General features: G+C 58.5%; 24 protein-coding genes and 1 other annotated feature. Of the genes, 1 reads left to right on the forward strand and 23 read right to left on the reverse strand.

Translation table 11 applies throughout. The annotated features are described in order from the left end of the window. Window positions 1–20 precede the first annotated feature (20 nt). From rpmI to thrS, 3 genes are all read right to left on the reverse strand, one after another. On the reverse strand, window positions 21–218 hold the full coding sequence (rpmI, locus tag F599_RS0103265) for a 50S ribosomal protein L35 (RefSeq protein ID WP_019542104.1): 198 nt from the start codon (window positions 216–218) through the stop codon (window positions 21–23). Continuing rightward, the gene (gene infC, locus F599_RS0103270; protein ID WP_033369020.1) at window positions 205–777 is read right to left on the reverse strand and encodes a translation initiation factor IF-3; all 573 of its coding nucleotides are present in this window, start codon (window positions 775–777) and stop codon (window positions 205–207) included. Before infC ends, rpmI begins: the two co-directional genes overlap by 14 nt. A gap of 164 nt (window positions 778–941) precedes the next feature. Then, on the reverse strand, window positions 942–2,861 hold the full coding sequence (gene thrS, locus F599_RS0103275) for a threonine--tRNA ligase (RefSeq protein WP_019542106.1): 1,920 nt from the start codon (window positions 2,859–2,861) through the stop codon (window positions 942–944). Window positions 2,862–2,897: 36 nt separating this feature from the next. Next, window positions 2,898–3,116: a binding site (T-box leader), on the reverse strand. A gap of 126 nt (window positions 3,117–3,242) precedes the next feature. Here thrS and F599_RS0103280 point away from each other — a divergent pair. After that, complete coding sequence (locus F599_RS0103280) at window positions 3,243–3,503, forward strand: hypothetical protein (RefSeq protein WP_019542107.1); 261 nt, start codon at window positions 3,243–3,245, stop codon at window positions 3,501–3,503. 1 nt (window position 3,504) lies between these two features. Here the strand turns inward: F599_RS0103280 and F599_RS0103285 are convergent, their stop codons facing one another. From F599_RS0103285 to F599_RS0103380, 20 genes are all read right to left on the reverse strand, one after another. Further along, on the reverse strand, window positions 3,505–4,809 hold the full coding sequence (locus F599_RS0103285; RefSeq protein WP_019542108.1) for a DUF445 family protein: 1,305 nt from the start codon (window positions 4,807–4,809) through the stop codon (window positions 3,505–3,507). Window positions 4,810–4,811: 2 nt separating this feature from the next. Then, complete coding sequence (locus F599_RS0103290; RefSeq protein WP_019542109.1) at window positions 4,812–6,038, reverse strand: DUF445 domain-containing protein; 1,227 nt, start codon at window positions 6,036–6,038, stop codon at window positions 4,812–4,814. A 93-nt stretch (window positions 6,039–6,131) separates the two neighbouring features. Beyond that, window positions 6,132–7,031: a UTP--glucose-1-phosphate uridylyltransferase GalU gene (gene galU / locus F599_RS0103295; protein WP_019542110.1), complete on the reverse strand. Its 900-nt coding sequence runs from the start codon at window positions 7,029–7,031 to the stop codon at window positions 6,132–6,134. A 95-nt stretch (window positions 7,032–7,126) separates the two neighbouring features. After that, window positions 7,127–7,516 (reverse strand): hypothetical protein, encoded by a 390-nt coding sequence (locus F599_RS0103300; protein ID WP_019542111.1) that lies wholly within the window; start codon window positions 7,514–7,516, stop codon window positions 7,127–7,129. Then, window positions 7,513–8,268, reverse strand: a complete 756-nt coding sequence (locus F599_RS0103305; protein ID WP_019542112.1) for a SagB/ThcOx family dehydrogenase — start codon at window positions 8,266–8,268, stop codon at window positions 7,513–7,515. Before F599_RS0103305 ends, F599_RS0103300 begins: the two co-directional genes overlap by 4 nt. Window positions 8,269–8,279: 11 nt before the next feature. Next, the gene (hisIE, locus tag F599_RS0103310) at window positions 8,280–8,987 is read right to left on the reverse strand and encodes a bifunctional phosphoribosyl-AMP cyclohydrolase/phosphoribosyl-ATP diphosphatase HisIE (RefSeq protein ID WP_019542113.1); all 708 of its coding nucleotides are present in this window, start codon (window positions 8,985–8,987) and stop codon (window positions 8,280–8,282) included. Beyond that, window positions 8,987–9,745: an imidazole glycerol phosphate synthase subunit HisF gene (gene hisF / locus F599_RS0103315; protein ID WP_019542114.1), complete on the reverse strand. Its 759-nt coding sequence runs from the start codon at window positions 9,743–9,745 to the stop codon at window positions 8,987–8,989. The genes hisIE and hisF overlap by 1 nt, the downstream gene beginning before the upstream one ends. A gap of 2 nt (window positions 9,746–9,747) precedes the next feature. Continuing rightward, on the reverse strand, window positions 9,748–10,479 hold the full coding sequence (hisA, locus tag F599_RS0103320; protein ID WP_019542115.1) for a 1-(5-phosphoribosyl)-5-[(5-phosphoribosylamino)methylideneamino]imidazole-4-carboxamide isomerase: 732 nt from the start codon (window positions 10,477–10,479) through the stop codon (window positions 9,748–9,750). Window positions 10,480–10,491: 12 nt separating this feature from the next. Next, window positions 10,492–11,103, reverse strand: coding sequence for an imidazole glycerol phosphate synthase subunit HisH (gene hisH, locus F599_RS0103325; RefSeq protein WP_019542116.1), 612 nt, complete (start codon window positions 11,101–11,103; stop codon window positions 10,492–10,494). Window positions 11,104–11,115: 12 nt separating this feature from the next. Then, window positions 11,116–11,706 carry an imidazoleglycerol-phosphate dehydratase HisB gene (gene hisB / locus F599_RS0103330; RefSeq protein WP_019542117.1) on the reverse strand — a complete coding sequence of 197 codons (591 nt, stop codon included), beginning with the start codon at window positions 11,704–11,706 and terminating at the stop codon, window positions 11,116–11,118. Further along, window positions 11,703–12,776: a histidinol-phosphate transaminase gene (gene hisC, locus F599_RS0103335; protein ID WP_019542118.1), complete on the reverse strand. Its 1,074-nt coding sequence runs from the start codon at window positions 12,774–12,776 to the stop codon at window positions 11,703–11,705. The genes hisB and hisC overlap by 4 nt, the downstream gene beginning before the upstream one ends. Beyond that, on the reverse strand, window positions 12,770–14,116 hold the full coding sequence (gene hisD / locus F599_RS0103340) for a histidinol dehydrogenase (protein ID WP_019542119.1): 1,347 nt from the start codon (window positions 14,114–14,116) through the stop codon (window positions 12,770–12,772). Before hisD ends, hisC begins: the two co-directional genes overlap by 7 nt. Then, window positions 14,113–14,778 (reverse strand): ATP phosphoribosyltransferase, encoded by a 666-nt coding sequence (gene hisG / locus F599_RS0103345; protein WP_019542120.1) that lies wholly within the window; start codon window positions 14,776–14,778, stop codon window positions 14,113–14,115. The genes hisD and hisG overlap by 4 nt, the downstream gene beginning before the upstream one ends. A gap of 187 nt (window positions 14,779–14,965) precedes the next feature. After that, window positions 14,966–15,472 carry an HD domain-containing protein gene (locus F599_RS0103350; RefSeq protein WP_019542121.1) on the reverse strand — a complete coding sequence of 169 codons (507 nt, stop codon included), beginning with the start codon at window positions 15,470–15,472 and terminating at the stop codon, window positions 14,966–14,968. Next, window positions 15,469–16,653, reverse strand: a complete 1,185-nt coding sequence (gene hisZ / locus F599_RS0103355; RefSeq protein WP_019542122.1) for an ATP phosphoribosyltransferase regulatory subunit — start codon at window positions 16,651–16,653, stop codon at window positions 15,469–15,471. The genes F599_RS0103350 and hisZ overlap by 4 nt, the downstream gene beginning before the upstream one ends. 30 nt (window positions 16,654–16,683) lie before the next feature. After that, entirely contained in the window at window positions 16,684–16,980 is a 297-nt protein-coding gene (locus F599_RS0103360) for a YerC/YecD family TrpR-related protein (protein WP_019542123.1), read from the reverse strand. A 142-nt stretch (window positions 16,981–17,122) separates the two neighbouring features. Then, window positions 17,123–18,298: an HlyD family secretion protein gene (locus F599_RS13480; RefSeq protein WP_019542124.1), complete on the reverse strand. Its 1,176-nt coding sequence runs from the start codon at window positions 18,296–18,298 to the stop codon at window positions 17,123–17,125. A 164-nt stretch (window positions 18,299–18,462) separates the two neighbouring features. After that, on the reverse strand, window positions 18,463–21,078 hold the full coding sequence (gene alaS, locus F599_RS0103370) for an alanine--tRNA ligase (protein WP_211209063.1): 2,616 nt from the start codon (window positions 21,076–21,078) through the stop codon (window positions 18,463–18,465). Between the two features lie 131 nt (window positions 21,079–21,209). Further along, complete coding sequence (locus tag F599_RS0103375; RefSeq protein ID WP_211209062.1) at window positions 21,210–22,583, reverse strand: NlpC/P60 family protein; 1,374 nt, start codon at window positions 22,581–22,583, stop codon at window positions 21,210–21,212. A 50-nt stretch (window positions 22,584–22,633) separates the two neighbouring features. Beyond that, a complete protein-coding gene (locus tag F599_RS0103380; protein WP_156021922.1) occupies window positions 22,634–24,277 on the reverse strand; it encodes a DUF4127 family protein in 1,644 nt (547 codons plus the stop codon). Between the last annotated feature and the right edge of the window lie 250 nt (window positions 24,278–24,527).

A 24,527-nucleotide genomic window follows, 5' to 3' on the forward strand; every position in this document is an offset into this window, starting at 1 on the left:
TTCCTCCTAATCCTAGTGACTTATGCGTACGGAAGCATTTTCTTCACGCGACCGAAATCAGCGTGCGAAGCAATCGCTGCCTTGCGCAGGTTGCGCTTACGCTTCGGAGACTTCTTCTCCAGGATGTGGCTCTTGTAAGCCTTGTTGCGTTTGAATTCACCGCTTCCCGTAACAGTAAAGCGTTTTGCTGCAGCTCTACGAGTCTTAATCTTCGGCATGAGTGTTTCCTCCCTTAGGTTGCTTTTTCTCTTTCTTCGATGCTTTCTGCGTCTTTGGCGCGACAATCATCGTCATATTTTTTCCCTCAAGTTTGGCACCGCGCTCGATGGAGACGCTGTCCCCCAGGACCTCTGCCACACGGCCGAGAACCTCCTTGCCGAGCTCCGGATGAGAGAGCTCGCGGCCACGGAACATAATCGTTACCTTGACCTTGTTCCCCTCCTCCAAGAAGCGGACGGCATTCTTCAACTTGACGTCAAAATCGTGTTGTTCAATGTGCGGGCGAAGCTTCACCTCTTTAATGGTGATAACCTTCTGTTTCTTCTTCGCTTCTTTCTCCCGCTTCTGCTGCTCATAGCGGTATTTACCGAAATCCATGATGCGGCAGACCGGCGGCTTTGCCTTCGGCGCGACCTCGACGAGATCGAGATGCTGCTCCTCGGCGAGGCGCATAGCCTCGCGCGTCGGCATGATGCCGAGCTGTTCGCCGCTCGCGCTCGTCACGCGAACCTCACGGATGCGAATCTCTTCATTAATTCTAAGTGAATCCCTGCTAATGGTAAAAACACCTCCTGAAAACTCATTCCAATAAAAAAGGGGCGGCACACTGCCACCCTGAAAAATCACATGCTATGAACCCGTCTGGCCTGACCAGCAGGTGAGAAGCGGTGGCTTCTTCTTCCTGAACACTCCATGAAGTATATCATAGGTGATTTCTGATGTCAATAGTTCTGTTCACGGCTGGCAATCTTTTTCTGAATGTAGGCAATGAACGCATCGACAGACATCGTCTCACTTGTCTTCTCACCATATTTGCGCACGGCTGCTGACTGATCCGCGACCTCCTGGTCACCTACCACCAGCGTGTACGGCGTCTTCATGACCTGACTCTCGCGGATTTTGTAGCCGACCTTCTCGCTGCGATCATCCACCTCAACGCGCAGGCCAAGGTCGAACATCCGTTTCTTGAGTGCATGAGCATAGTCGGCATGCTTGTCCGTGATGGGCAGAATCCGTACCTGCACCGGTGCGAGCCAGACAGGGAATGCGCCGGCGTAATTCTCGATGAGGATGCCGATAAAGCGCTCGATGGAGCCGTAGACGACGCGGTGCAGCATGACCGGGCGATGTTTCTCGCCATCCTCGCCGACGTACGTCAGGTTGAACTTCTCCGGCATCTGCATATCGTACTGAATCGTACCGCACTGCCACGTACGGCCGATCGAGTCCTTGAGGTGGAAGTCGATTTTCGGACCGTAGAACGCACCATCGCCCTCGTTGACGATATAGTCGAGACCGCGGTGCTCGAGGGCCTTGCGGAGACCGTTCGTCGCGAGCTCCCAGTCCTCATCCGACCCCATGGAATCGTCCGGACGCGTCGAAAGTTCTGCCACATACGTCAGACCGAACGTGCTGTAAACTTCGTCGAAGAGGTTGATCGTGTGCTGGATTTCCTCTTCTACCTGATCCGGCGTCACGAAGAGATGTGCATCATCCTGCGTAAAGTTGCGCACGCGGAACAGCCCGTGGAGTTCACCGGACTTCTCATGACGATGGACGAGGCCAAGCTCGCCGAGGCGCAGCGGCAGGTCGCGGTAGCTGTGCTGCTTGGAATTGTAGACGAGCATGCCGCCCGGGCAGTTCATCGGCTTGATGGCATAGTCTTCATCATCGATCTTCGTGAAGTACATATTCTCTTTGTAGTGATCCCAGTGACCGGAGGTCTCCCAGAGCTGGCGGTTCAGGATGATCGGCGTCTTGATCTCCTGGTAGCCGTAACGGCGATGTACCTCACGCCAATAATTGATAAGCTCGTTGCGAATGACCATGCCGTTCGGATGGAAGAACGGGAAGCCCGGCCCCTCCTCATGCAGGCTGAAGAGATCGAGCTGCTTGCCGAGCTTGCGGTGGTCGCGCTTCTTCGCTTCCTCGAGCATGTGCAGGTAGGCATCGAGATCCGCCTGCTTCTCGAACGCCGTGCCGTAAATGCGCTGGAGCATCTTGTTATGCTCATCGCCGCGCCAGTAAGCGCCTGCAACGCTCATGAGCTTCAGCGCCTTGACCTTGCCTGTGGAGACGACGTGCGGCCCGGCGCAGAGATCCGTAAACTCCCCCTGCGTATAGAGCGTGATGTCCTCGCCCTCCGGCAGGTCGTTGATGAGCTCGACCTTATACGTCTCGCCCGCCTTCTCGAAGAAATCCAACGCGTCTTGGCGGCTGACTTCCTTACGCTCCAGCTTGAGATTCTCCTTGACGATCTTCTTCATTTCCTTTTCAATATCGGCGAGGTCACCTTCGCCGAGCTGACGATCCATATCGATGTCATAATAGAAGCCATTGTCGATGGCCGGACCGATGGCCAGCTTGACATTCTCATCCTTATAAAGGCGCTTGAGTGCCTGCGCGAGAATGTGCGATGCCGTATGGCGGAGTGCCCAGCGACCGTCCTCGTCCTCGAACGTCAAAAACGCAATGGATGCATCCTGCGTGAGCGGCGTCATGAGATCCACCGTCTTGCCGTCGAGTTTCGCGGCCAGAACCTTCTTTGCGAGACTATTGCTCACGTTCTTGACGAATTCCGCGATGGTCGTCCCTTCTGCGACCTCGCGCACAGCGCCATCCTTCAAGGTAATTTTCAGCATGATAGTTCCTCCTTCAATAGAAAAAGCCCCGTCCCGCAAAGGGACGAGGCTGATACTCGTGGTTCCACCCTGATTGCTCCTGCAGAAACAGAAGCCACTCAGATTGATAACGGAGTTTCCTCCGGCTGCAGCTACTAACCATTCGCCACAGCAGTTCCGAAGGGGTAACGGCAGGAAGCGCCCGGAATCATCCCAGCAACGACTCCTCTCTGGAGAGCACCCTATCTGCCGTCGTGTCTTCATCACAACTGATCGCCTGTAAACAATGCTCATTATAGGGACATCCTTCCCTGCTGTCAAGAGCAAATGACAAATATTTTCAACCGTGCAGGAAATCTCCTCCGCCACAGCGAAACCTACGCAACGAAAGGAGTAGATTCCATGACCATCCACGGAGCCGTCATCATCGAGCAGGGCGTCACATTCGCCATTGTCGCCGTCAAACCAGAAGTCACGCGCTATACGGTGCGCCTCACAGCCGTACGGCAGGAGCTCGCACCCTTTTTCCCCAGCATGCCCATCATCCTCATGAGCCAGTCAGCCGATGGTACGCCCCATTACTACGGCCGCAAGGATATCGTCGACTTCCTCAAAACCATCCGCATCGAACAGATTCCCTGGAAGACCTACCATTTCTACTGAATCAGCTTCTCTGCACAAGCAGGAGGAGCAAGTACAGCAAGAGGCCGATGCCTGCACCGACAATAGAGCCATTCATGCGAATCCAGAGCAAATCTGGCTCCACCTTGTCGTAGACAAGGCGATTGAGCTGTTCGTCCGTCAGACGGGAGAGCACATCCTGCACAATGATGCCGACCAGTGTCTGCGCATGCAGCGCCGACCGCGCAAGCATATCGTAGAGGAAGTGTTCCACCGTGTGATGCAGATTCCCATTCGTCTCCATGAGTGCGAGCAACCGGTCATACTCCTGCGACAGAAGTTCCTGCAGACGCGGTCTCAGCGCAGGGAGGCAGGCCGGGCTCCCCACCTCCCCCGGTGAGGCAAACTGCGTGCGCATATTTTGCAGGAGCTGCTCGATGATTGCCTCGAGCGGCAGGCCGTCAAGCAGTGTTCCCTTCAAATCGCATAGAAAGTTCTGAAACGCCTGTTCCTTCCTGAGTATCTCCACCTGCTCATAAAAGAGCCCCAACACCTGTTCCTGCAACGGAGAATCCTGCATGCCGAGCTCTTCCGCCAGAGTGATGAGCCGTTTCTGCATGAGAGCGGCCGCTTCCTCAAGATCCACGAGACCGACTGCCTTGGCAAGACTGGAAAACAAGCTGCCGAATGCTGTCTCCTGCGTCTTTTCCCGCTCGTATTCCTCGAGCTGTTTCTCGATGGCCTCGCGTGTTTCTGGCGCGGCAGCACGCTTGCGCAAAATGCGTGAGAGGCAGGAAAGTCCTTCTCGGTCGCGCCCGCTCTCCCGCAACCAGGAGCTGCAGGCGCAAAGCACTTGCTCCGGTGCGATGCCGCCAAGCGAGGCGCGCATCCCCTGTGCCAGCACAGATGCCTGACGCGCGCTGTCCTGCCGCAGCAAGGCGGCACGCAGATAGTGGTCGGCTCGGTGCAGCGCCTGTTCCTTCGTCTGCTGCTGAGCTAGATATGACAGCAGCATAGGCAATAGATGCAGGCGCTCAATATGGTGAAAAATCTTGCTCCTGGAAAAGAACTCCTTCTGCACCATCGTCACAGATGCCTTGACAAAGGCATCCCTGCGGCGCGGCAAGAGTGCCGTATGGTACGGAAAGCCAAGCGGCTTGCGAAATAGCGCTGTCACAGCGAACCAATCTGCGATGCCGCCCACGAGCGCAGATTCCGCACAGAAAAGGAAACCGTTCGCCCACGGATTTCCCCGCGCCTGTAGATGCCAGGCAAGCGCCAGCAAAAAGATGAAAAAAGCACAGCAAAGCGTCCGATCTGCCTTATTCCATCGCCGCCAATCCAGCATCCTCACCACATCCTCTCCGCGAGCGTCACCAAGATGAACAATCCCATGCCGACCAAGGAACCGACGAGGGCGCCGTTGATGCGGATCATTTGCAGATCATCCTGTACCTTGCTCTCCACCATGGCAACGAGCGCGTCGTCGGAAAACTCTCCCAGCCGTTCGCGGATGAGATCAGGGATAACCGCATGGTGTTTTGTCAGCTCCTCTTCCAGCAGGTTCTTGAAGAAAGCGTCGACACGCCTCTGCCACGGCCGAGATTGCACAAAGGCATCGATCTTCTCATTGAGGAACGTCTCGAGCGCCGCTAGCCAGAACGGCTGTTCTCCCTTGACATGCGCATCGACCCACTGCACAAGGAGTGGCAGAAGCGACACCTGCTGCAAAAATCCGGTTTTCCATGCCTGCAGCGCCGCAAGCAGCGATGGATCCTGACTGATCCTGCGCAGCAGCGTCTCAAGGCGCGCCTTGGCAGCGGCATAGGTGGGTGTCTCTCCCGCAATCACCTCGCCGAGTTTCTCCTCCATCCGTTCACAAATGATCTGCGCGATGCGTTCATCGGTGAGTCCAAGGCTTGACAGCACAAACGCGCGACCAGCGGAATCCCCCTCGTATTCCTTGCGCAGCAGACTTACATTTTCCTTCAGCGTCTCACGGAGGACGGGGCTCGCCAGCACGCGCTGCGCGATCTCCGCAAGCGCTCTGATCAGATGGCAGCTATATTGCTCTTCCGCCAGAATCCGAAGGCCCTCCATAGCCACGCGCTCGATAGGAATTGTACGCAGGCCGTCTTTCAAGATGGTCTCGATTTCCCCTGCGACCTTCGCGCTGTCCAGCGTATTGACCGCACGCATCGCAACATGATCAACGGTCTCCACGAGCCGTTCCCGGCCGCCGCGATGTTCCAGATATGCCACGAGCAACTGTGCCACATCCTGCCGACGTACGACCTGCATGATGTTCTCTACGCTCAGCAAATCATCGCTCGCGAACGTCACCAACGCGTCCATGATGCGCTGGCGGTTGCGCCGCAGGATATCTGTGCGGTAGGAGATGCCCAGCGGCTTGCTGAAAATGGCCGTGACGGCGAACCAGTCCGCAAGGCCGCCGACCGCAGCCGCTAAAAAACCGTGATGGAGCAGACCTCCCAAAAAGCCGCCCGCAGGCAATGTGCCCAGGAACCCCGCTGCACTGATGGCAAGCGCTAGATTCGCCTTCTGCTTCTTCTGCACGTCATCCCCTCGCTTTCTGCCTTCCAGCAACGACATACCACATCACGCACTGCGAACGCAACTTGCACGCCGTTCCCACGCAACCAGCCTGCCTTATACTCGCTCAGGACATTCCTGCACCAGTTGACGCAAATACGCACGAAACGCGGGACCGAGATCCTCCCGCCGCAGGGCGAACTCTACCGTTGCCTTCAAGAATCCGAGCTTGTCGCCGAGATCGTACCGCTTCCCCTCGAAAGCGTAAGCGTACACATTATCGAGTTTCGCGAGCACCTTGAGCGCATCCGTGAGCTGCACCTCGCCGCCCTTGCCCGGTTTCGTATTCTCGAGAATCGCGAAGATTTCCGGCTTGATGATATATCGGCCGAGAACAGCGAAGTGGCTCGGCGCCTCTGCGAGCGACGGTTTCTCAATCATGTCCGAGACTCGCAACAGTTTCTCCTTCCAACCATCGACCGGCTCTCCCGCCACAATGCCGTAGGATGAGACCTTCTCATCCGGCACCTGCTGACAACCGAGCACAGAGCCTCCTGTCTGCTCATAGACATCGATGAGCTGGCGTAGCGCCGGACGCTCCGGATGATAGACGACATCATCGCCGAGCAGGACGGCGAACGGCTCATCGCCCATGAATGTCTTCGCGCAGAGAATGGCATCGCCGAGGCCGCGCATGTAGCGCTGCCGGATATAATGCACATTGATGTCGGCCGTCTCCTGCACTATCTGCAGGAGATCCGTCTTTCCCTTTTTTCGCAATTCCGCCTCCAGCGCAGGTGCGGAATCAAAGTGATCCTCGATCGCGCGCTTGCCATGACCGCTGACGATCAGCAGTTCCTCGATACCGCTCGCCAGTGCTTCCTCGACGATATACTGGATTGTCGGTTTATCGACAATCGGCAGCATTTCCTTTGGTGTCGCCTTCGTTGCGGGCAGGAAGCGCGTGCCATAACCAGCGGCTGGGATAACGGCCTTGCGAATCTTTTTCATATTCATGTACCCCCAGTATAATTTTTCTCCATTATACCTAATTTTTTAATAAAAAGAAAGGTGCACGGCATTTGCCGCGCACCACGAAAGAGAAACGACTTTCATATATGCAGGTAATTCATCATCTTCATCGCGAGTTGCTTCGGCTCCGCATCCTTATGCCGCAGCAGATAGGACAGAGAGCAGACGTAGAAGAAAGATGTAATGGGCACAAAACGCCGTCCCTTGCGAACGTTGCCCCAGAGCATGAGATGCTTGATGAGTTGTCGGATATCTTCGCGCGTGCCGCGCTCGCGCCGCATGACACGGCGGAGCTTCCAGTCGCTCTCGATAAAAGATGTAATCTCATCGACGAGCGCCGGATTACCAAGGTCATGCTCGTATTTCTCTACGAGCGTGAACGCTGCGTTCGACCGCCGCAGGCTGCGGCGCATCTCGAGCAGAAAGAGGAGAACGAGCGCGGCGAGCAAGAGATAGAGCAGAACCGTCATGATGTCTTCCCAGCCGTCGCCGCATAAACAGAAAACTCCTGTACGCCGTCGAGATGCAACAGGCGATTGAGCGCCGCATCCTCGAATGCGCCCATCGCGCAACAGCCAGCCTTGAGCGTACCCGCCGCGAGATAGAGATTCTCGCAGACATGTCCCGCATCGAGAAACGCATAGCGATAGCCACGCTTGCCAAAGACATAGAGGAGGCGCTCGATATGCGCCGCCCAGACAAACGTGACGGCGCTCTCCGCCACAGCATGCTGCGTGCGGAACGCCTCGATGAACGGCGCTCTGCTATCTTCCCAAGGAATCTCATCCGCCAGCGGCAGCAGCGCATGCTCATACGCGAGATACCGGTAGAAGCCCGGTACGAGTCCCTCCACCTTCTGCACGAAAAGGTATGTCTCGAACGCATGGCGCGCGCCGGCGCTCGGTACGTTGCGCATGCTGCCGCCCTTGCCGATCGGCATCTTCACGCCCTGTGTGCACCAGAGCAGATAGGAAAGCTCCTGCAGCGTAAACGGTGTCTCTGTATAGCTGCGCACGCTTGCGCGCAGCTCGACGAGCTCGAGGAAATTCACCTCGCGGTCTGGTAAAAGCTCCGGATCCGGCAACCTGACGAGCTTCGCCTCCGCTGGAGCCTGCTTCTCCGGCGCTGGGAACGGCTCGCCTCGCTTGAGCGGGCTCTGCGAATCCCAGGCCGCAGCCGTATCTTCAAGAAACGCCTGCTCCTTTTGATAAGTCTCACCCATCAAGAGACACCTCACATATCGGGACGGATGCCCGTCTTGCCCGTGAACTTATGATAGCTGCCACCCTTGCGACGGCTCATAAGCTCCGCGAAAAGCTCCTCCGGCGAGATGCCATGATAGGCGAGCAGGACGAGGCAATGATACCAGAGATCTCCCATTTCGTAGAGGATCTCCTTACGCACATTGTTCTTCGAGGCGATGACCGTCTCGACAGCTTCCTCGCCGACCTTCTTGAGGATCTTATCCTGCCCCTTGTCGAAAAGGTAGTTCGTGTAAGAGCCCTCGACCGGATTCAGGCGGCGATCCTGGATGACATCGTAGAGCTCGTTGAGGACAATGGCCAGGGACTGCTGCTTCTCCGGCGGCACGACGGCAACGCTCTTGTCATTTTTCTCCGGATGCAGGCGGCGTCCGCTGAAGCAGGAATATGTCCCAGTATGGCAGGCGACACCGCGCTGGTGGACGCGCACGAGCAGCGTATCGCCGTCGCAGTCATAGGAGATCTCCTTGACCTGCTGGATATTGCCGGACTCCTCCCCTTTCTGCCAGAGACGCTGGCGGCTGCGGCTATAGAACCACGTCAGCCCCGTCTCGATGGTCTTCTCCAGGGACTCCTTGTTCATGTAGGCGAGCATGAGCACCTGTCCGCTCTCCTCCTGCACAATGGCGGGTACCAGCCCCTTCTCGTCAAAGTGAACCTTGGAAATGTCTACACTCATCAGAATCGAACCTCCACACCACGAGATTTGAGATATTCCTTGACCTCGCGCACCGTGAACGTACCATAGTGGAACACAGAAGCAGCGAGCACGGCGTCTGCCTTGCCCTCCGTGAGCACATCGTAGAAATGCTCCAGCTTCCCGGCACCGCCGGACGCGATGACAGGCACATCGACAGCCTCGGAGACAGCGCGCGTGAGCTCGAGATCATAGCCAGATTTCGTCCCATCGGCATCCATGCTCGTCAAGAGAATTTCGCCCGCTCCGAGCTGCGTCGCGCGCTTGACCCACTCGAGGCAGTCGATGCCCGTCGGTGTCCGGCCGCCGTTGACGTAGACCTCCCAGCGATGGTCGCCGGAACGGCGCGCATCGACGGCGAGCACGACGCACTGCCGACCGAACTTCTCCGCCCCCTCGCGTATGACGGAAGGATTCTTGACGGCTGCCGTATTGAGCGAGGTCTTGTCCGCGCCCGCCTTGAGCATCTTGCGCATATCCTCCACCGTGCGGATGCCGCCGCCGATCGTAAAGGGAATGAACACCTGCGAAGCACAGCCGCGCGCGACATCCACGATCGTATCGCGTTTGTCACTCGACGCCGTGATATCGAGAAACACCAGCTCATCCGCCCGCTCCTTATCATAGCGGGCGGCCAGCTCTACCGGATCGCCCGCGTCGCGCAGACCGACGAAATTCGTTCCCTTGACGACGCGCCCATCTTTGACGTCGAGGCAAGGAATAATTCTTTTCGTATACAATTTTAGTTCACCTCCGCCGCGATTGCAAGCGCCTCGGGGAGAGACAGGCTGCCCGTATAGATGGACTTCCCGACGATGACGCCCTCGATACCGTCCTTTTCGTACGGCTTGAGCGCCTCGATATCGCGCACATCGCGCACGCCGCCGGAAGCGACGACATGGACGCCGCTCTCCCGCGCGAGCTTCGCCGTCGCCTCGACATTGACGCCCGCGAGCGTGCCATCCCTGCTGATATCGGTATAGATGATGGTCCTGACGCCCGCCTGCTTCATACGTTTCGCGAGCGTGATGACATCGACATCTCCCGAGACGCCCCAGCCGTCCACCGCGACGATGCCGTCCTTCGCGTCGATGCCGACGACAATGCGATTGCCGTATTTCGCGCAGGCCGCAGCCACGAGCTCCGGATCGCGCACGGCCACGGATCCGAGAATCACGCGGCGCACGCCGAGCGCGAGCACTTCATCGATGTTCTCGAGCGTGCGGATGCCGCCGCCGAGTTCCACGGGAATCGTCACCGCCGCGAGGATTTCCCGCACGGTCGCGAGATTTTCTGAATGGCCCGCACGTGCGCCGTCGAGATCGACAAGATGCAGAAACTGCGCGCCCTGCGCCTGCCATTGCTGCGCTACCTCGGCCGGCTGATCGGAAAAAACCGTCTCCTGATCGAAATCGCCCTTGAACAGGCGCACACATTTCCCACCGCGCAAATCAATCGCCGGAAAAATCGTCATATCATTTCCCCCTCAGCCGTTGATGAAACTCCGCAAGATCTGCAGCCCGACGTCGCCGGACTTCTCCGGATGGAACTGCGTCGCCTGGAGATTTCCCTGCGCGACGGCAGCCGTCAGCGTCTCGCCGTACTCCGTCGTCGCCGTGATGACAGACGAGTCCTCCGGCACCGCATGATAGCTGTGCACGAAATAAACATAGGGATGCTCAGAAAGCCCCGCGAAGAGATCTGTCTTCGCCCTGCGTTCCCGGATATTCAGGGAATTCCATCCCATGTGCGGAATCTTGAGCTCTGGTGCCTGGATCTTCCGCACGGTTCCGTGGATGAGTCCGAGCCCCTGCGCGCCCGGGGATTCCTCACTGCCGTCGAAGAGGATCTGCAGACCCACGCAGATGCCGAGCAGAGGACGACCGGACGCCACCAGTTCCTTGATGACAGGAATGAGCCCCGTCGCCTCAAGGTTTTTCATGCAGTCGCCAAACGCGCCGACGCCGGGCAGCACAACCTTTTCCGCCGCGCGGATCACGGCCTCGTCACGCGTGACGGTAACGGGCGCGCCGAGCGCCGCAACGGCCTTTTCCACGCTGAACAAATTGCCGACTCCATAGTCAATGATCGCAATCATCGTATCGCCTCCTCAAAGTACGCCCTTCGTCGAGGGTACCCCCGTCACACGCGCGTCACGTGCCACGGCGATACGCAACGCATGGCCAAGCGCTTTGAAGATTCCCTCCACCTTATGATGCGAATTCGTGCCATAGAGGATGCGCACATGAAGTGTGATGCCGGCATGCATCGCGAAAGCGCGCAGGAACTCCTCCGTAAGCTCTGTGTCATAGCCACCGATCATCGGCGCCATCGATCCGCCCTCATAGACGAGAAACGGCCGCCCGCTGATGTCGAGCGAGACGAACGCCAGCGTCTCATCCATCGGCAGATAGAACGTGCCGTAGCGGGTAATGCCACGCTTATCGCCAATGGCTTCGCGAAACGCGTCGCCGAGCGCGATACCGATATCTTCGACAGAATGATGCCCATCCACCTCGATATCGCCCCGGCATTCGAGCTTGAGATCGAAGAGACCATGCGCGGCGAAGAGATTCAGCATGTGATCGAAGAAGCCGATGCCGGAAGCAATCTCTGCTTTCCCCGTGCCGTCGAGGTTCCACGTGAGCCGGATGCTCGTCTCTGCCGTCGTGCGTTCGACGGCCGCCGTACGCGCACTCATGCCCGTTCCTCCGCAAAAGCCTTGAGAACGCCGAGCCACGAGTCATTTTCCTCGCGCGTTCCCATCGAGATGCGCAGGCAGTTCGTGAGGCGGGGCGCCGCACCGAAGCTGCGCACGCCGATGCCCTGTCGCTCGAACGCCTCATTGAGCGCGGGTGCTGCCTCATGATGGATCAGGAGGAAATTCGTCTCAGAGGGATACACCGTAAAGCCCGGCACCTGCTTGATTGCTTCTGCCAGCCGCTTGCGCTCGGCGATGATCATCTGGATGCGCGGCACATACTCATGACGCATCTGATAGACGATGTCGGCCGTGACGAGCGAAAGCGTATTCATGTGATACGGCATGAACGATCTGCCGATCATGTCCGTCATGGCAACCGACGCGATGCTATAGCCGACGCGTGCCGACGCGAGGCCGTATGCCTTCGAGAACGTCCGCGCGATGATCATGTTCGGATAATCCTTGAGCAGCGAGACTGCCGACTGCCCGTAGAACTCCACATACGCCTCATCGACGAGGAACGCGCAACTCGTCGGGATGTTATCCGCGATGTACTGGATGTCAGAAACGGAAAAGCCCGTACCCGTCGGATTGTTCGGATTGCAGATGACGCAGAGGCGCGCTTTGTTTTTGATGACAGCCGAGACGAACTTCTCTAGATCGAGCGTATAGTCCGGCTCAAGGTCGACCGGCACCCCCTTCGCTTCCGCTGCCGCGGCGTAAATGCCGTACATGGAGAACGAGGGCTGCGGATAGACGATAGCGGCATCCTTGCTGCCGCCAAAGCAATAGAAGAGTTTCTCGATGATTTCCGAAGAGCCGTTGCCGAGCAGGATATTCTCCGGCTGCACCTTGAAATTCGCGGCAATCTGGCGCGTGAGGCTCAGATATTCCTCGGCGCCCGGATAGCGGTTAAACGCGACGCTCGCGAACCGTCCCATGAGACGATCCTCCACGATGGGCGGCAGATTCATCGTGCTCTCATTCGCGTTGAGCGTGATGCGGTATTCATTCGTATCCATGTCATAGGACGGGCGGTCGGCAAGCCCCTGACGGTATTTCAGCATTTCTCATTCCTCCTCAGACGGATGGCGTTGGCGTGCGCCTGCAATCCCTCGGTCTCTGCCAGACGGATGATGTCATCGCTCACGGCGGCGAGCGCGGGCTGCGTATACGAGATGATGCTCGTGCGCTTCATGAAAGTCTCGACGTTGAGCACGGAATAGTAGCGCGCCGTGCCGCCCGTGGGCAGTACGTGGTTCGGCCCTGCGAAATAATCGCCGAGCGGTTCCGGCGAATAAGCACCGAGGAATACGGCACCCGCGTGCCGCACATAGGGCAGCAGCTGGAACGGCTGCGCAGTCAGAAGCTCCATGTGCTCCGGCGCGGAGACATTCGCGAACCGCATCGCCTGCATCATATCCTCCGCGACAACGATGAGACCATTGCGGTCGATGGATGCCTGTGCGATCTCTCGGCGCGGCAATTTGGCGAGCTGCTGCTCTGCCTCCGCCGCGACCTTGCCCGCGAGCTCCTCGTCGTCCGTGATGACGATGCTCGACGCCAGCGGATCATGCTCCGCCTGACTCAGCATATCAGCGGCCGTATAGACAGGATCTGCCGTCTTGTCTGCGACGATGAGGATCTCGCTCGGACCCGCAAGCATATCGATATCCACATGACCGTAAACCTCTTTCTTCGCGAGCGTCACGAAGATATTGCCCGGCCCCGTGATCTTGTCGACGCGCGGCACCGTCTCCGTGCCGAACGCCATCGCAGCAATGGCCTGCGCGCCGCCGATCTTGTAGATCTTCTTGACACCAGCCGCACGCGCGGCGAGGAGCACATACGGATTGATCTTGCCGTTCTTCGGCGGCACCATCATGATGATTTCCCGCACACCCGCGACAACAGCCGGCACGGCATTCATGATGACCGAGGACGGATAGGCCGCCGTGCCGCCCGGTACGTAGATACCGACGCGATCGAGGGGAATGATGGACTGCCCGAGGATCGAGCCTTGGTCGCGGTACGTCATCCACGAGTTTGGCTTCTGCTCCTGATGGTAGCGGCGCACGTTCTCCGCCGCCTTCCTGAGCGACGCAACGACAGCGGGATCCGCCGCCTGCTCTGCTGCCTCAAACTCCGCCTCGCTCACGAGCAGATTCTCCGGCGTGAGCTCGACGCGGTCGATGAGCTTTGTATAATGGATGACCGCCTTGTCGCCATCGCGGCGCACATCACCGACAATCTGACGCACGAGTTCTGCAGCGCTCATATCCTTGCCGAACAGCTTCCTGTTGCTCTCGCGGATTTTCGGATTCAGTTCCACCTCATCGAACGCCGCTTTCGTGAGCAGTCGCTCGACCTCTCTTTCCCCGACTTCTCTTGCCTTGACGATTTTCATGCCTTTGCCTCGCTTTCCAATATCTGCCGCAAATCCTCCACCATCGCATGAATGCGGTCGAACTTCAGTTTGAAACTCACGCGGTTCGCGATGAGGCGGGCCGTGGCGTCCATAATGTAGGCAATTTCCTCCAAATTGTTCTCCCGGAGCGTCGTTCCCGTCTCGACAATATCGACGATGCTCTCCGAAAGCCCGACGATGGGACCAAGCTCGATGGAGCCATTGAGCTTGATGTACTCCATCTGCATGCCGTGCTCATTGAAGAACTGCTCAGCGATATGCGGGAATTTCGTCGCCACGCGCGTATGCGCATAGTCTGTGAGCTTCGGCCGCCGCTCCGGCTTGTGCACCGCCATCATCAGATGACATTTGCCAAAGCCGAGGTCGAGGAGCTCGTAGACATCCTTGCCCGATTCCATGAGCACGTCCTTGCCGATGACGCCGATATCGGCCGCGCCGTACTCCACATACGTCGGCACATCAGCCGTCTTCGAGACGATGAACCGGATCTTCTTCTCCTCATTCGTGATGATGAGCTTGCGCGATTGATCGGAAAGCCCTTCTGCTGTATAGCCGATCTTGGCAAAGAGTTCTGCCGACAGGGAGAAAAGCTTTCCCTTAGGCAACGCCACCGTCAGATAATCCATATCGCTGGTCTGCATGCTGTCCCTCCTGGGTTCTTTTATTAATTAAAGTATTAACGTGATGAATATGGTCATTATCATAGCATGTTACGTTGTAAACGTCAAGCCATGAGAAATTTTCTTTTTGAAACCAGAACCACCTATCAAAGAGCCGCTTGGCATTTGCGTAAACGCACCCGCGGCATATCATCCCCCGCGCAGTTCATCAATTCGCCTCGTCCGCGGCGCGCAGCAGGCGCAGTTCCCTGCTGTCTGTCGCCGCGGATGCTGCATGATGGCAGCGCACCAGCGCTGCCTCCTGTATCATGCCGATGCGCTCGAGCAGGCGCGCGCCGATGGCCGGATGCTCGTAGTAGACGAAAAGCAGCCGACAGCCCGCGGCCGCCCACGCGCGGGAACGCCGCGGGAAGAAGTGAGTGAGCAGCACAGCGGCAACCTTGCCGAAGAGGTCGAGATCTCCCTTGCGACGTCCCACGTCATGAAGCAACGCTGCGCGCAGCAAGAGCGCTCGATCGAGTGCAGCGCGCTCCCGCGCTGCCAGCTGCGCGGCCGTGTACGCCACACGGATGGCATGGCACTGGTCGACGCGGTGCATCGCGTAAAACAGTGACTGTGCTGCCGCGGGAAGATGCGCGCGCACAAAAGCGTCATCCCGCGTGTCGACGCGCGCGGTCACGGCGCGAAAGAACTGACGGATACGCTGAAGCATCATTCTAGATAAACGAGGGTCGCGTAGCCTTTCGCATGGCGCGACGCCTCTGCTTCCGCCTTCGTCTGCGGCGCGAGCGAAAGCTCTGCGACCTTGCCCTCGCTGCGCAGGCTCGTCGCCCTGTTGACAGCTGCCGCCTCCTGTCCCGCACTGTAACCGATATAGACATCCTTTGCCGGCTCCGGCGCACCGATGCCCTGACGCTCGAGCGCGAGCAGCACGCGCTCAATCCCGAGTGCAAAGCCTGTCGCAGGGCAGGCGCAACCAAAGTCAGAGAGCATGTGATCATAACGGCCGCCACCCGCGAGTGGGAAGCCGAGCCCCGCGGTATACACCTCGAAGACCATGCCAGTATAATAGCTGAAATCGCGGATGAGTCCGAGATCAAACCGCACATACTTCTCAAGGCCATACGATGCCAACAAATGATAAATGGCGCTGAGATTGTCGAGGGCGCGACGGCTCTGCTCACCGAGCGCAGACGCATACGCCTGCTGCAGTGTCTCCTCGCCGCCGCTCAGCACAGGCAGCTGCCGCAGGTTCTGCTTGGCAGCTGCCGCAAGATCAAGCGACGCGACCGTCGCATCATAAGCGACGAGATCATGCTGCTCCAGCGCCTTCTTGAGCGTCTGCTGCGTTTGCTCGTCAAGACGATACTGCTGCATGATGCCCGTCACGAACTCCACCTGGCCGAGGCAGACAGAAAAGTCCTTGAGCCCTGCGCGCAGCAAGCTCTGGATGGCCAGTGCGAGCACTTCGGCATCCGCCGTCGCGCTTGCACTGCCAACGAGCTCGACCCCCGCCTGGTAAAACTCGCACTGCCGCCCCATCTGGCTCTGCTCCGAACGGAAAACGCTGCTGATATAGGAGAGCTTGAGCGGCAGCGGCGCGTCCTTGAGACGGCTTGCGACCACGCGTGCGATGGGCGTCGTCATCTCATGGCGCAGCGCGAGCGTTTTCCCGCCCTTGTCAAAGAGCTTGAAAAGCTGCGGCGCAAGCTGTCTGCCGCTGTCCATCGTGAGCGTATCGAAGTATTCGATGGTCGGCGTTACCACCTCATCATAGCCCCAAAGCGCAAAAAGCGCCGCGAGTTTCGTCTCGATGGCGCGCTTGCCTGCGGCCTCTGTCGGCAAGAAGTCGCGTGTCCCGTACGGAATTCCCAAAACCTGTTTTTCGTTGACCATGTAGTTCTCTCCTATTCGCTGTAGATCCGATTATGCCTCTTTGTACAGGCGTGTGAGAATGAGCTTGTATCCATCCGCGCCATAATTGAGACAACGTTTTACACGGCTGATGGTCGCCGTGCTCGCTCCCGTGCGCGCGACAATATCGTCATACGTATGTCCATCCTGCAGCATCCGAGCTACCTCAAGCCGCTGTGACAACGCCTTGAGCTCGCTGACCGTACAAATATCCTCGAAGAACTGATAGCACTCATCGACTGTCTCCAACGCAAGCACCGCCTGGCAGAGCTGATCGCTGAACGCGTCCCGCAGCTTCGGGTTCGTCATCGCTTCATCCCTCCTGCTTTATTCCTTTAATTTGTGAAAATTTATTTACATTGTAGCACATCATCGAGTGCCATGCAACAAAAAGAACCGCTGCCCGAAGGCAACGGTCCAGATTGCTGCATCAACTGCGGCAAGCGCTTATTCAATTCGCTGATGAAAATCTAACCACGGCGTCGGTCCCCGGCCGCAGGGTATCCGCCATATCCTTGGGCAGGGAAACTTTCACAATCAAGCGTCCGTCTGACATATCGGGAGCGTTCCCCTCCGTATTGCCAGGTTTGCTGTCCTCTGTCTCATCACCCGAGACATTGCCTGCGTCTTCCGAGATAGATGATGTCTGCACTGCCTCGTCTTTCTCCTCAGAAGCAGCTGGCAGCGATCCTGAGGCCGCGGTGTCTGGCTGGGCATCGGCAGGATCGACGATGTCGAGTACCGTTCCCTGGTACTTCTTCCCTTCGATGGTATAGCTCACGAACTGACCGAGACGTATTTTCCCCTTCTGGTTTGGCGAAAGACGCGCCTCCACCCAGATATTGGATGCGTCACCGATGCTGGCAACCGTCGCGCCCGCCTTGAGGTCCGCCCCTTCCTGGATGTCATCGCCAAGGTATACTGTGCCGGACACAGGCGCGACAATCTCAGTCGCCTGCGCGTCCTGCTTCGCGTTCTCAAGCGCTGCTTCCGCTTGCTTGACGGCAAGTTCTGCCTGTTTCACGGCTTCCGGATTCGCCGGCTGTGTCATGGTCTGATAGCGCGTCGCGGCAGGCGCACTCACCGCAGGCGCTGGCGTCGCTGCCGCCTCAGCGGCAGCGAGATCCGCCGCTGCCTGATCGCGTTTCACCGCGCTGATGGCGCCCATCTCGTAGAGCTCATTCATGCGGTTGAGACGTGCACGCGCATTCGCGACTGCCTGAGAATTGCCGGAGGACTGCGGCACAGGCATAGGCGCAGGTGCCGCCGACTGCGGCACGGTCACGGTCTGCCCACGCTGGACCTGCGCGAGATTCTGCTTCGCGAGTTCCGCGTTCTGCGCGAGCTGTGCAATCTGCTCATCCGTAATCTTCACTTGCACGCGTGCGATGACATCGCCAGCCTCGACATGATCTCCATCCTGCACGACAAGTTCCGTGATGGTGCCATCGGCCTTTGCCTTGACGCCCACCATCGTGCTCGCCACCTTCGCATCGTAGACCGTGAGCCCCTTCTGGCTGTGCTGGTACGCCCAGACGCCGAGCGCGCAAAGAATCGCAAGTGCCACAAGTGCCAGCGGTCCGAATTTGAGGACTCTCTTGACTTTTTCTGTAATATCGACTTCCAAAATGGAAACCTCCTGTTTAGTGCAAGGACATTATACATGTAGCTTGCAAGGGAAAAGCCCTCCCTATGCGGGAGGACTTCCTTGAAAAGCTGCTATGACTTCTGCCCAGCAAGCGAAAGGCTTGACATAGACTGATCTGGCATAGCAGAGTTCCTTCTATCTGCTCAGCCGAGCTGGGCCTTGATGATGTCCGCGGCCTTTTCAAACGCCTGCGGCAGTGCCTCAGGCTTCTTGCCACCAGCCTGTGCCATATCGGGGCGACCACCACCGCCGCCACCGACAACGGCCGCGGCCTCCTTGATGATCTTGCCGGCATGGATGCCCTTCTTGACAGCTTCCTTCGATGCTTTGACGACGAGGTTGACCTTGTCATCATTGATGCAGGCTAGCACGACAAGACCGCCGGCGAGCTTGCTGAGCGTGAGATCTGCGACAGCACGCAGCTCGTCCATCGACGCCGCCTGCGCTTTGCCGCAGACGACCGGCACGCCGGAGAAGTCGCTCACCGCCGCGAGGAGCTTGGCCGCGTCCGCTTTATCGCGGTTCGCCGCAGCCTCCTCGAGCTGCTTCTCCATTTCTTTCTTTTCCGCAAGCAGTTTGCCAAGCGCTGTGGGAACCTCTTCCTCCGACGACTTGAGCGCAGCGGCAACTTGCGAGAGAAGTGCAGCCTTCGCATTCATGTAATCGAGTGCGGCTTTCCCTGTCACGGCCTCGATGCGGCGCACACCAGAGGCGACACCTGTCTCAGAGACAATCTTGAACATGCCGATCTGGCCGACATTCTTGACATGCGAGCCAGCGCAAAGCTCCATCGAGAAGTCAGGCACCTTGACGACGCGCACAACATCGCCGTACTTCTCAGAGAATAGCGCCATCGCGCCTGCTTTCTTCGCCTCGTCCAGACTCATGTGGGAGATCTCCACATCCACACCTTTGAGGATTTCCTCGTTGACGAGCGCCTCGACATCCGCGAGCTGCTGCGCGGAGACCGGCTCGAAATTCGTGAAGTCGAAGCGCAGGCGCTCCGGCGTCACGGAGGAACCCGCCTGGTTCACCTGATCGCCGACGACTTTCTTGAGTGCGGCCTGCAGCAGATGTGTCGCCGTATGGTTGCGCGCCGAAGCCAGCTTCTTCGTCTGGTCGACCTCGATGGCGACGGTGTCACCGACCTTGAGTTGTCCTTCCTCGACATAGGAGATATGATAGACCGTGCCGTCCGGCAGCTTCTTCGCGTTCGTCGCTTGGATGCGGCCGAACTCCGAGCGCAGCAGGCCCTCATCGCCGACCTGGCCGCCGCCCTCTGCGTAGAAAGGCGTCTTATCGAGGATGATGCCGGCCTCTTCGCCGTCATGGATCTCGTCGACGAGCTTGCCATCCTTCCAGATAGCGACGACCTTGGCTTCCTTCGCCTCAGGGTCCTGCCTGAGCTGGGTCACATCGATGCCGGAAAGGTCAGGCACCGCAACGCGCGTATTCGCCGCACGGGCCGCGCGCGCGCGGCTGCGCTGCTCCTCCATTGCCTTCTCGAAGCCGTCCTTGTCGAGATCGATGCCATTTTCATGCAGGATCTCCTCCGTGAGCTCCCACGGGAAACCGAACGTATCATAGAGACGGAAACCGACAGTCCCCGGCAGTTCCTTCTTGTCGGCTGCCTTGAGTTCCTTGATCTCAGCGTCGAGCAGATCCATGCCCTGATTGAGCGTCGCCGCGAAGCGATCCTCCTCGATGCTGATGACTTTCTTGATATACTCCTGCTTCGCAACGAGCTCGCCGAAGTCGCTCGCCTCGCGATAAATCTCGACAACGGCATCCACAGCGCCCTCGAGGAACTTATCCTTGATGCCGAGCATGCGGCCGTGGCGGATCGCGCGGCGCAGGATGCGGCGCAGCACATAGCCGCGGCCCTCATTCGACGGCAGGATGCCGTCCATGATCATGATGGCCATCGAACGCGCATGGTCGGCGATAACCTTGAGCGAAATATCCTTCTGCGCATCCTCACCGTATTTCACACCGGAAACCTTGGAGGCATACTCGATGATGGGATAAAGGAGATCCGTCTCGAAGTTCGTGCGCTTGTTCTGCACAACAGAGGCAAGGCGCTCCAGACCGCAGCCCGTATCGATGTTTTTATGGGCGAGCGGCTTGTACTGCCCGTCCTCCGTACGGTCGTACTGCGTGAACACGAGGTTCCAGATCTCAAGATAGCGGTCGCAGTCGCAACCGACACCGCAAGTCGGTGAACCACAGCCGCGTTCCTCGCCGAGATCGATGTAGATCTCAGAATCCGGACCGCAGGGGCCGGGACCGATTTCCCAGAAATTATCATCGAGCTTCACGATGTGATCCTGCGGAAATCCCGGCTGCGATTTCCAAATCTCGATGGCTTCATTATCATCCGGATACACCGTTACCCAGAGCTTGTCCTTCGGCAGCTCGATGACCTCCGTGAGGAACTCCCACGCCCAAGGAATGGCCTCTCCCTTGAAGTAATCGCCGAACGAGAAATTGCCGAGCATCTCGAAATACGTCTGATGGCGCGCGGTACGTCCGACATTCTCGATGTCACCCGTGCGCACACAACGCTGACTCGTCGTCACGCGCGTGCGGGGCGGCTTCATCTTGCCGGTAAAGAACGGCTTCAACGGTGCCATGCCAGCACCGATGAGCAGGAGCGTCGGATCGTCCTGCGGAATGAGAGAAAAGCTGGGCAGCCGGAGGTGGCCCTTCTTCTCAGAAAAGAACTGCAGATATGCCTCTCGCAGTTCATTGCCTGTCATGTATTTCAAAACCATCTACCTCCAAAGGGTAATATTTCGGAAACACTTCATTTATCAGCGCTTCCTTACCAATATCTCAATTAGAATACCATATTTTGCACGCGAGGTAAAGAGATACCACGCACCCCGGCTCATTTCCCGCACACAGCACCAAACGATTGCACGCTCTCGATATACGGTGTGCCGGCGAAGCTCGGAAAAAGCACCGTGGAAGCGATGACGCGGCGCAGATAATGTTTTTGGCGCGCGCCGCCGTCAAAGGTGAAATAGCTGCTCATTGCCTGCAGCACACACGGCACACCAGCATCATCTGTCCCAAGGTACATGAGGACGTGTGTCGGTGTCGTAAGCAGCGTTCCTACGGGGAACTGGCGCAAAAGCGCACAGCGATCTTCCGCCGAGCCCTCGAGGTCCGCACGGTATGGCAGAACCTCTCCCTGTACATCCGCGTCGCGCGGCAGCTCGATGCCCATGCTGCGGTAGACGTCCCCTGTAAACGCCGAGCAATCCACGCTACCTTCGAGCCCGCCCCAGCCATAGGGCGCGCCGAGGAAACGGAACCCCTGCCGCACGAACTGGTTCTCCGTACACGGCAGATAGCCGTGGTGCAGGTCGCCGCCAAAGGACGCCGGTCTCGGGCAAACCTGCAGCTGCCCCGCCGTCGTGCGCACGGGGAGGAGCAACATTCCCTCATTAGAGAGCGGTATACGCGCACCCATCTGATAGCGCTGCGCACGCGCCGCCTGCAGAGTGAGCGCAGGCGCCGTCACAACGGCGAAATCCGCGGGTGCCGCGTATTGCTCCCACGTCACGCGGTCGGTAAAAGCCAGTGCCTCTGCGGCAAGCCAGCCGCTGTAGTGACGCAGGATGCAGAAGAAAAACCGGCCGTCAGCGCTCCCGGTGAGCACAAGCGCCGGTTCCGCAGGATCGACAGCCGTCGCCTGCAATGCATCGTAATGCACGTCAGACGGCGTCTCGAACCAACCGTCAGCAACAGGCAGCAGGCGCAGATCTGCCCGACGCACCACAACGCCATAACGTACGCCGACGCGCTCCGGCACAGCGGTGAGCGCGCAATTCTCCCTTGCCGCCTCGTATGCCGCCTGTGTGAGCACCGCGCCGCCGGCGTAAAGCTCCGGCACCGCTCCGGTGGCGAAATCGCCAATGGCCTGCACCGCCGATATGCGATGACGCACCTCGTCCCCGCTGTACACTGCCGGTGCCGACGAGAGGGCTGTCAGCGTCCGCGTCTTGCGACGCATTTCTTCATTGAGCGCCGCGATTCCTTTCTCATCGAGCAGGAGCCGTTCCCCCTCCGGATGCCGCTCCAGCCAGTACGCTGCCGTCTGCCGCGCGTCCGTCAAGGCAGGCGAAGCCGCCGCACGGCAGATAACAGCGGGCGTCTCTCCGCCGAGGTCTGGCGACGCCGCCAGACAAACAACACAGATGGCAGTCAGCGCGAGTGCTCTGCAGAAAATCCATCGTTTTCGCAAGATCTTTACCATATACGCGATTCGCCCTTTCCACCGAACATACATTGCCGCTTGTATCTCATCTACCTATCCGGCAGCACGATGCCGCCGATGAACATGCGGTGCCAAGGAAAATAAAAATTCAAGTGATCGACGCCCGGATACGGCGGCAGATTCCGCGCGGCAAATTCCCTCAGCAAGCGCGTCACACGCAGCTGCACCGCCGGCTCGTAGCGGCCGAGGTTCAGATAAGCGCCGCCATCGAGCAGCATCGCCAGCTGGTTCGTCACCGCTGTGCGCACGTTCGACTGATACCCCCAGTCGTCGAGATAGCGCGCAAGCAGCAGACGATCGACATCATCCTCCGGCAGACGCACGCTCAGCACACCCTGTCCGAGTGCGAACCCCACACTGTTCGTCGCCGTGTTCCAGCCCGCGTAGCCATAGAGCTTGAAGAGCAGTCCCGCGTCGCGCAACGCATTCATGAGCGCATTGTCCGCGCCGTTCGTGCGTGTGATATCCGCAATGGCCACGCGATAGCCCTGTGCGATGAGGCTTGCTGCATAGCGCGCGAGACTCTGCGCGTCATAGAGGTCGGTCCCGTCATTATCCGGTGCGTTACCGTAGCCCATCTTTCCATCAGGCGGCGTATTCACGAGCAGCACGAGATCCGCGTGCGCCGGGTCAGGCACAGCGACTGCGCCCGCAATGAGCAGGTCCGACTGGATGGAGTCCGCGATGGGCTCATCGGAATAATCCGGCACCATCGCGCCACCGACGCCCCAGTTATACTGCACGTTGACAAAGGGAACGACATGTTCCTCGTCGTTCACGGCACGCGCGAGGAGGAGCGCTGCGAACTCATCGATACCTGCGAGCATCTGGAACCGCGTGCGCGGCACAGCGGCGGCGTAGCGGGCGAGCCGCAGGCTCTCCGCATGCGTCGCGGAGAGCGGCGCGTTGTCGTCCTTGCCGAGGATGAAAAGATCCAGTGCGCCTGTGCGCGACAAATCGATGAGCCGCTCATCCACGGTGAAATTCTTCGCGCGCCGCTGCGTCCAATCCTGCCAGACCTCAGAGGGGATGGTCGCCGCGAGATCCTGGAGTTCCTGCGTCTCTCCATCCGTCAGACCGCCATGCTCCTGTTTTTCGAGCAAGCCTGAGCGACGGAAAATCTGCGCGCCATAAGTAAGATAATAGTCTGGCTCCTCTCCGCCGGAGGCCGGCCCGGAAGCAGGCGTGCGCATCAGGGAGCCGAACGCGTAGACCTTGAGCCTGCGGTTGAGCTTCTTGAGGCTCGCGATACGCCCCACGCGCTCCTCTAACTCCTGCTCGCTGAGTTCATGCTTGCGCGACGCCACGAGCCCGCCGTAGATGAGGGAATCCGTTGAGATCACGGCAGCATCCGCCTGCGCCGCCTGTGCTTCTGCCCAATGCCAGAGCGCATCCGGCTGCCCCTCCGTAAGCCCGCCGAGCATCTCCTTCGGCGGCATGAGCACGCGATAGCCGAGCTTCTCCGCCGCCTCCGCCGACTGCTCGCACGAAGTCGGACGGTTGTCATGCGGCACGAAGAGAATCGTCTTCGTCTGCTGTTCTACAGGCTGCACTTCCTTGCCACCGCGTGCCTCCCCTGTGCCGCTCATCAGCCAAGAAAAGAAAGAGACTGTCAGCAAGAGAGCTGCCACAAACGACCATCGTTTCCCCATCCATACGCGACCTGCTACCATGCTCCTATATCCATCCTCTCATATTCATGAATTCACAATCGTTTTCTATTATAACGCATCTTCCTCCCTGCCGCAAAATGTCTTTGAAGAAGCGCTGATGAAATGAAATGCCTTGAGTCTATTCGGATGCGCTGTATCTCTCTAGGAGACAAGCCGAAGAAGTAGCAGTCAAAACGCTCCATCGCGTTTTGTGCTGAGGATTGTAGGGCGACGAGAGGACGGTGTACTGAATGAATCCGTGAGTCCTTAC

Source organism: Selenomonas bovis DSM 23594, assembly GCF_000381005.1.
In the GTDB taxonomy this organism is placed as follows: domain Bacteria; phylum Bacillota; class Negativicutes; order Selenomonadales; family Selenomonadaceae; genus Selenomonas_C; species Selenomonas_C bovis.

Excerpts from the sequence above, each read along its gene's own strand:
- rpmI (WP_019542104.1), bottom strand. The coding sequence starts at position 218 with ATGCCGAAGATTAAGACTCGTAGAGCTGCAGCAAAACGCTTTACTGTT.
- thrS (WP_019542106.1), bottom strand. The coding sequence starts at position 2,861 with ATGCTGAAAATTACCTTGAAGGATGGCGCTGTGCGCGAGGTCGCAGAA.
- F599_RS0103280 (WP_019542107.1), top strand. The coding sequence starts at position 3,243 with ATGACCATCCACGGAGCCGTCATCATCGAGCAGGGCGTCACATTCGCC.
- F599_RS0103285 (WP_019542108.1), bottom strand. The coding sequence starts at position 4,809 with ATGCTGGATTGGCGGCGATGGAATAAGGCAGATCGGACGCTTTGCTGT.
- galU (WP_019542110.1), bottom strand. The coding sequence starts at position 7,031 with ATGAATATGAAAAAGATTCGCAAGGCCGTTATCCCAGCCGCTGGTTAT.
- F599_RS0103300 (WP_019542111.1), bottom strand. The coding sequence starts at position 7,516 with ATGACGGTTCTGCTCTATCTCTTGCTCGCCGCGCTCGTTCTCCTCTTT.
- F599_RS0103305 (WP_019542112.1), bottom strand. The coding sequence starts at position 8,268 with ATGGGTGAGACTTATCAAAAGGAGCAGGCGTTTCTTGAAGATACGGCT.
- hisIE (WP_019542113.1), bottom strand. The coding sequence starts at position 8,987 with ATGAGTGTAGACATTTCCAAGGTTCACTTTGACGAGAAGGGGCTGGTA.
- hisA (WP_019542115.1), bottom strand. The coding sequence starts at position 10,479 with ATGACGATTTTTCCGGCGATTGATTTGCGCGGTGGGAAATGTGTGCGC.
- hisH (WP_019542116.1), bottom strand. The coding sequence starts at position 11,103 with ATGATTGCGATCATTGACTATGGAGTCGGCAATTTGTTCAGCGTGGAA.
- hisB (WP_019542117.1), bottom strand. The coding sequence starts at position 11,706 with ATGAGTGCGCGTACGGCGGCCGTCGAACGCACGACGGCAGAGACGAGC.
- hisC (WP_019542118.1), bottom strand. The coding sequence starts at position 12,776 with ATGCTGAAATACCGTCAGGGGCTTGCCGACCGCCCGTCCTATGACATG.
- hisD (WP_019542119.1), bottom strand. The coding sequence starts at position 14,116 with ATGAAAATCGTCAAGGCAAGAGAAGTCGGGGAAAGAGAGGTCGAGCGA.
- hisG (WP_019542120.1), bottom strand. The coding sequence starts at position 14,778 with ATGCAGACCAGCGATATGGATTATCTGACGGTGGCGTTGCCTAAGGGA.
- F599_RS0103350 (WP_019542121.1), bottom strand. The coding sequence starts at position 15,472 with ATGATGCTTCAGCGTATCCGTCAGTTCTTTCGCGCCGTGACCGCGCGC.
- hisZ (WP_019542122.1), bottom strand. The coding sequence starts at position 16,653 with ATGGTCAACGAAAAACAGGTTTTGGGAATTCCGTACGGGACACGCGAC.
- F599_RS0103360 (WP_019542123.1), bottom strand. The coding sequence starts at position 16,980 with ATGACGAACCCGAAGCTGCGGGACGCGTTCAGCGATCAGCTCTGCCAG.
- alaS (WP_211209063.1), bottom strand. The coding sequence starts at position 21,078 with ATGACAGGCAATGAACTGCGAGAGGCATATCTGCAGTTCTTTTCTGAG.
- F599_RS0103375 (WP_211209062.1), bottom strand. The coding sequence starts at position 22,583 with ATGGTAAAGATCTTGCGAAAACGATGGATTTTCTGCAGAGCACTCGCG.
- F599_RS0103380 (WP_156021922.1), bottom strand. The coding sequence starts at position 24,277 with ATGGTAGCAGGTCGCGTATGGATGGGGAAACGATGGTCGTTTGTGGCA.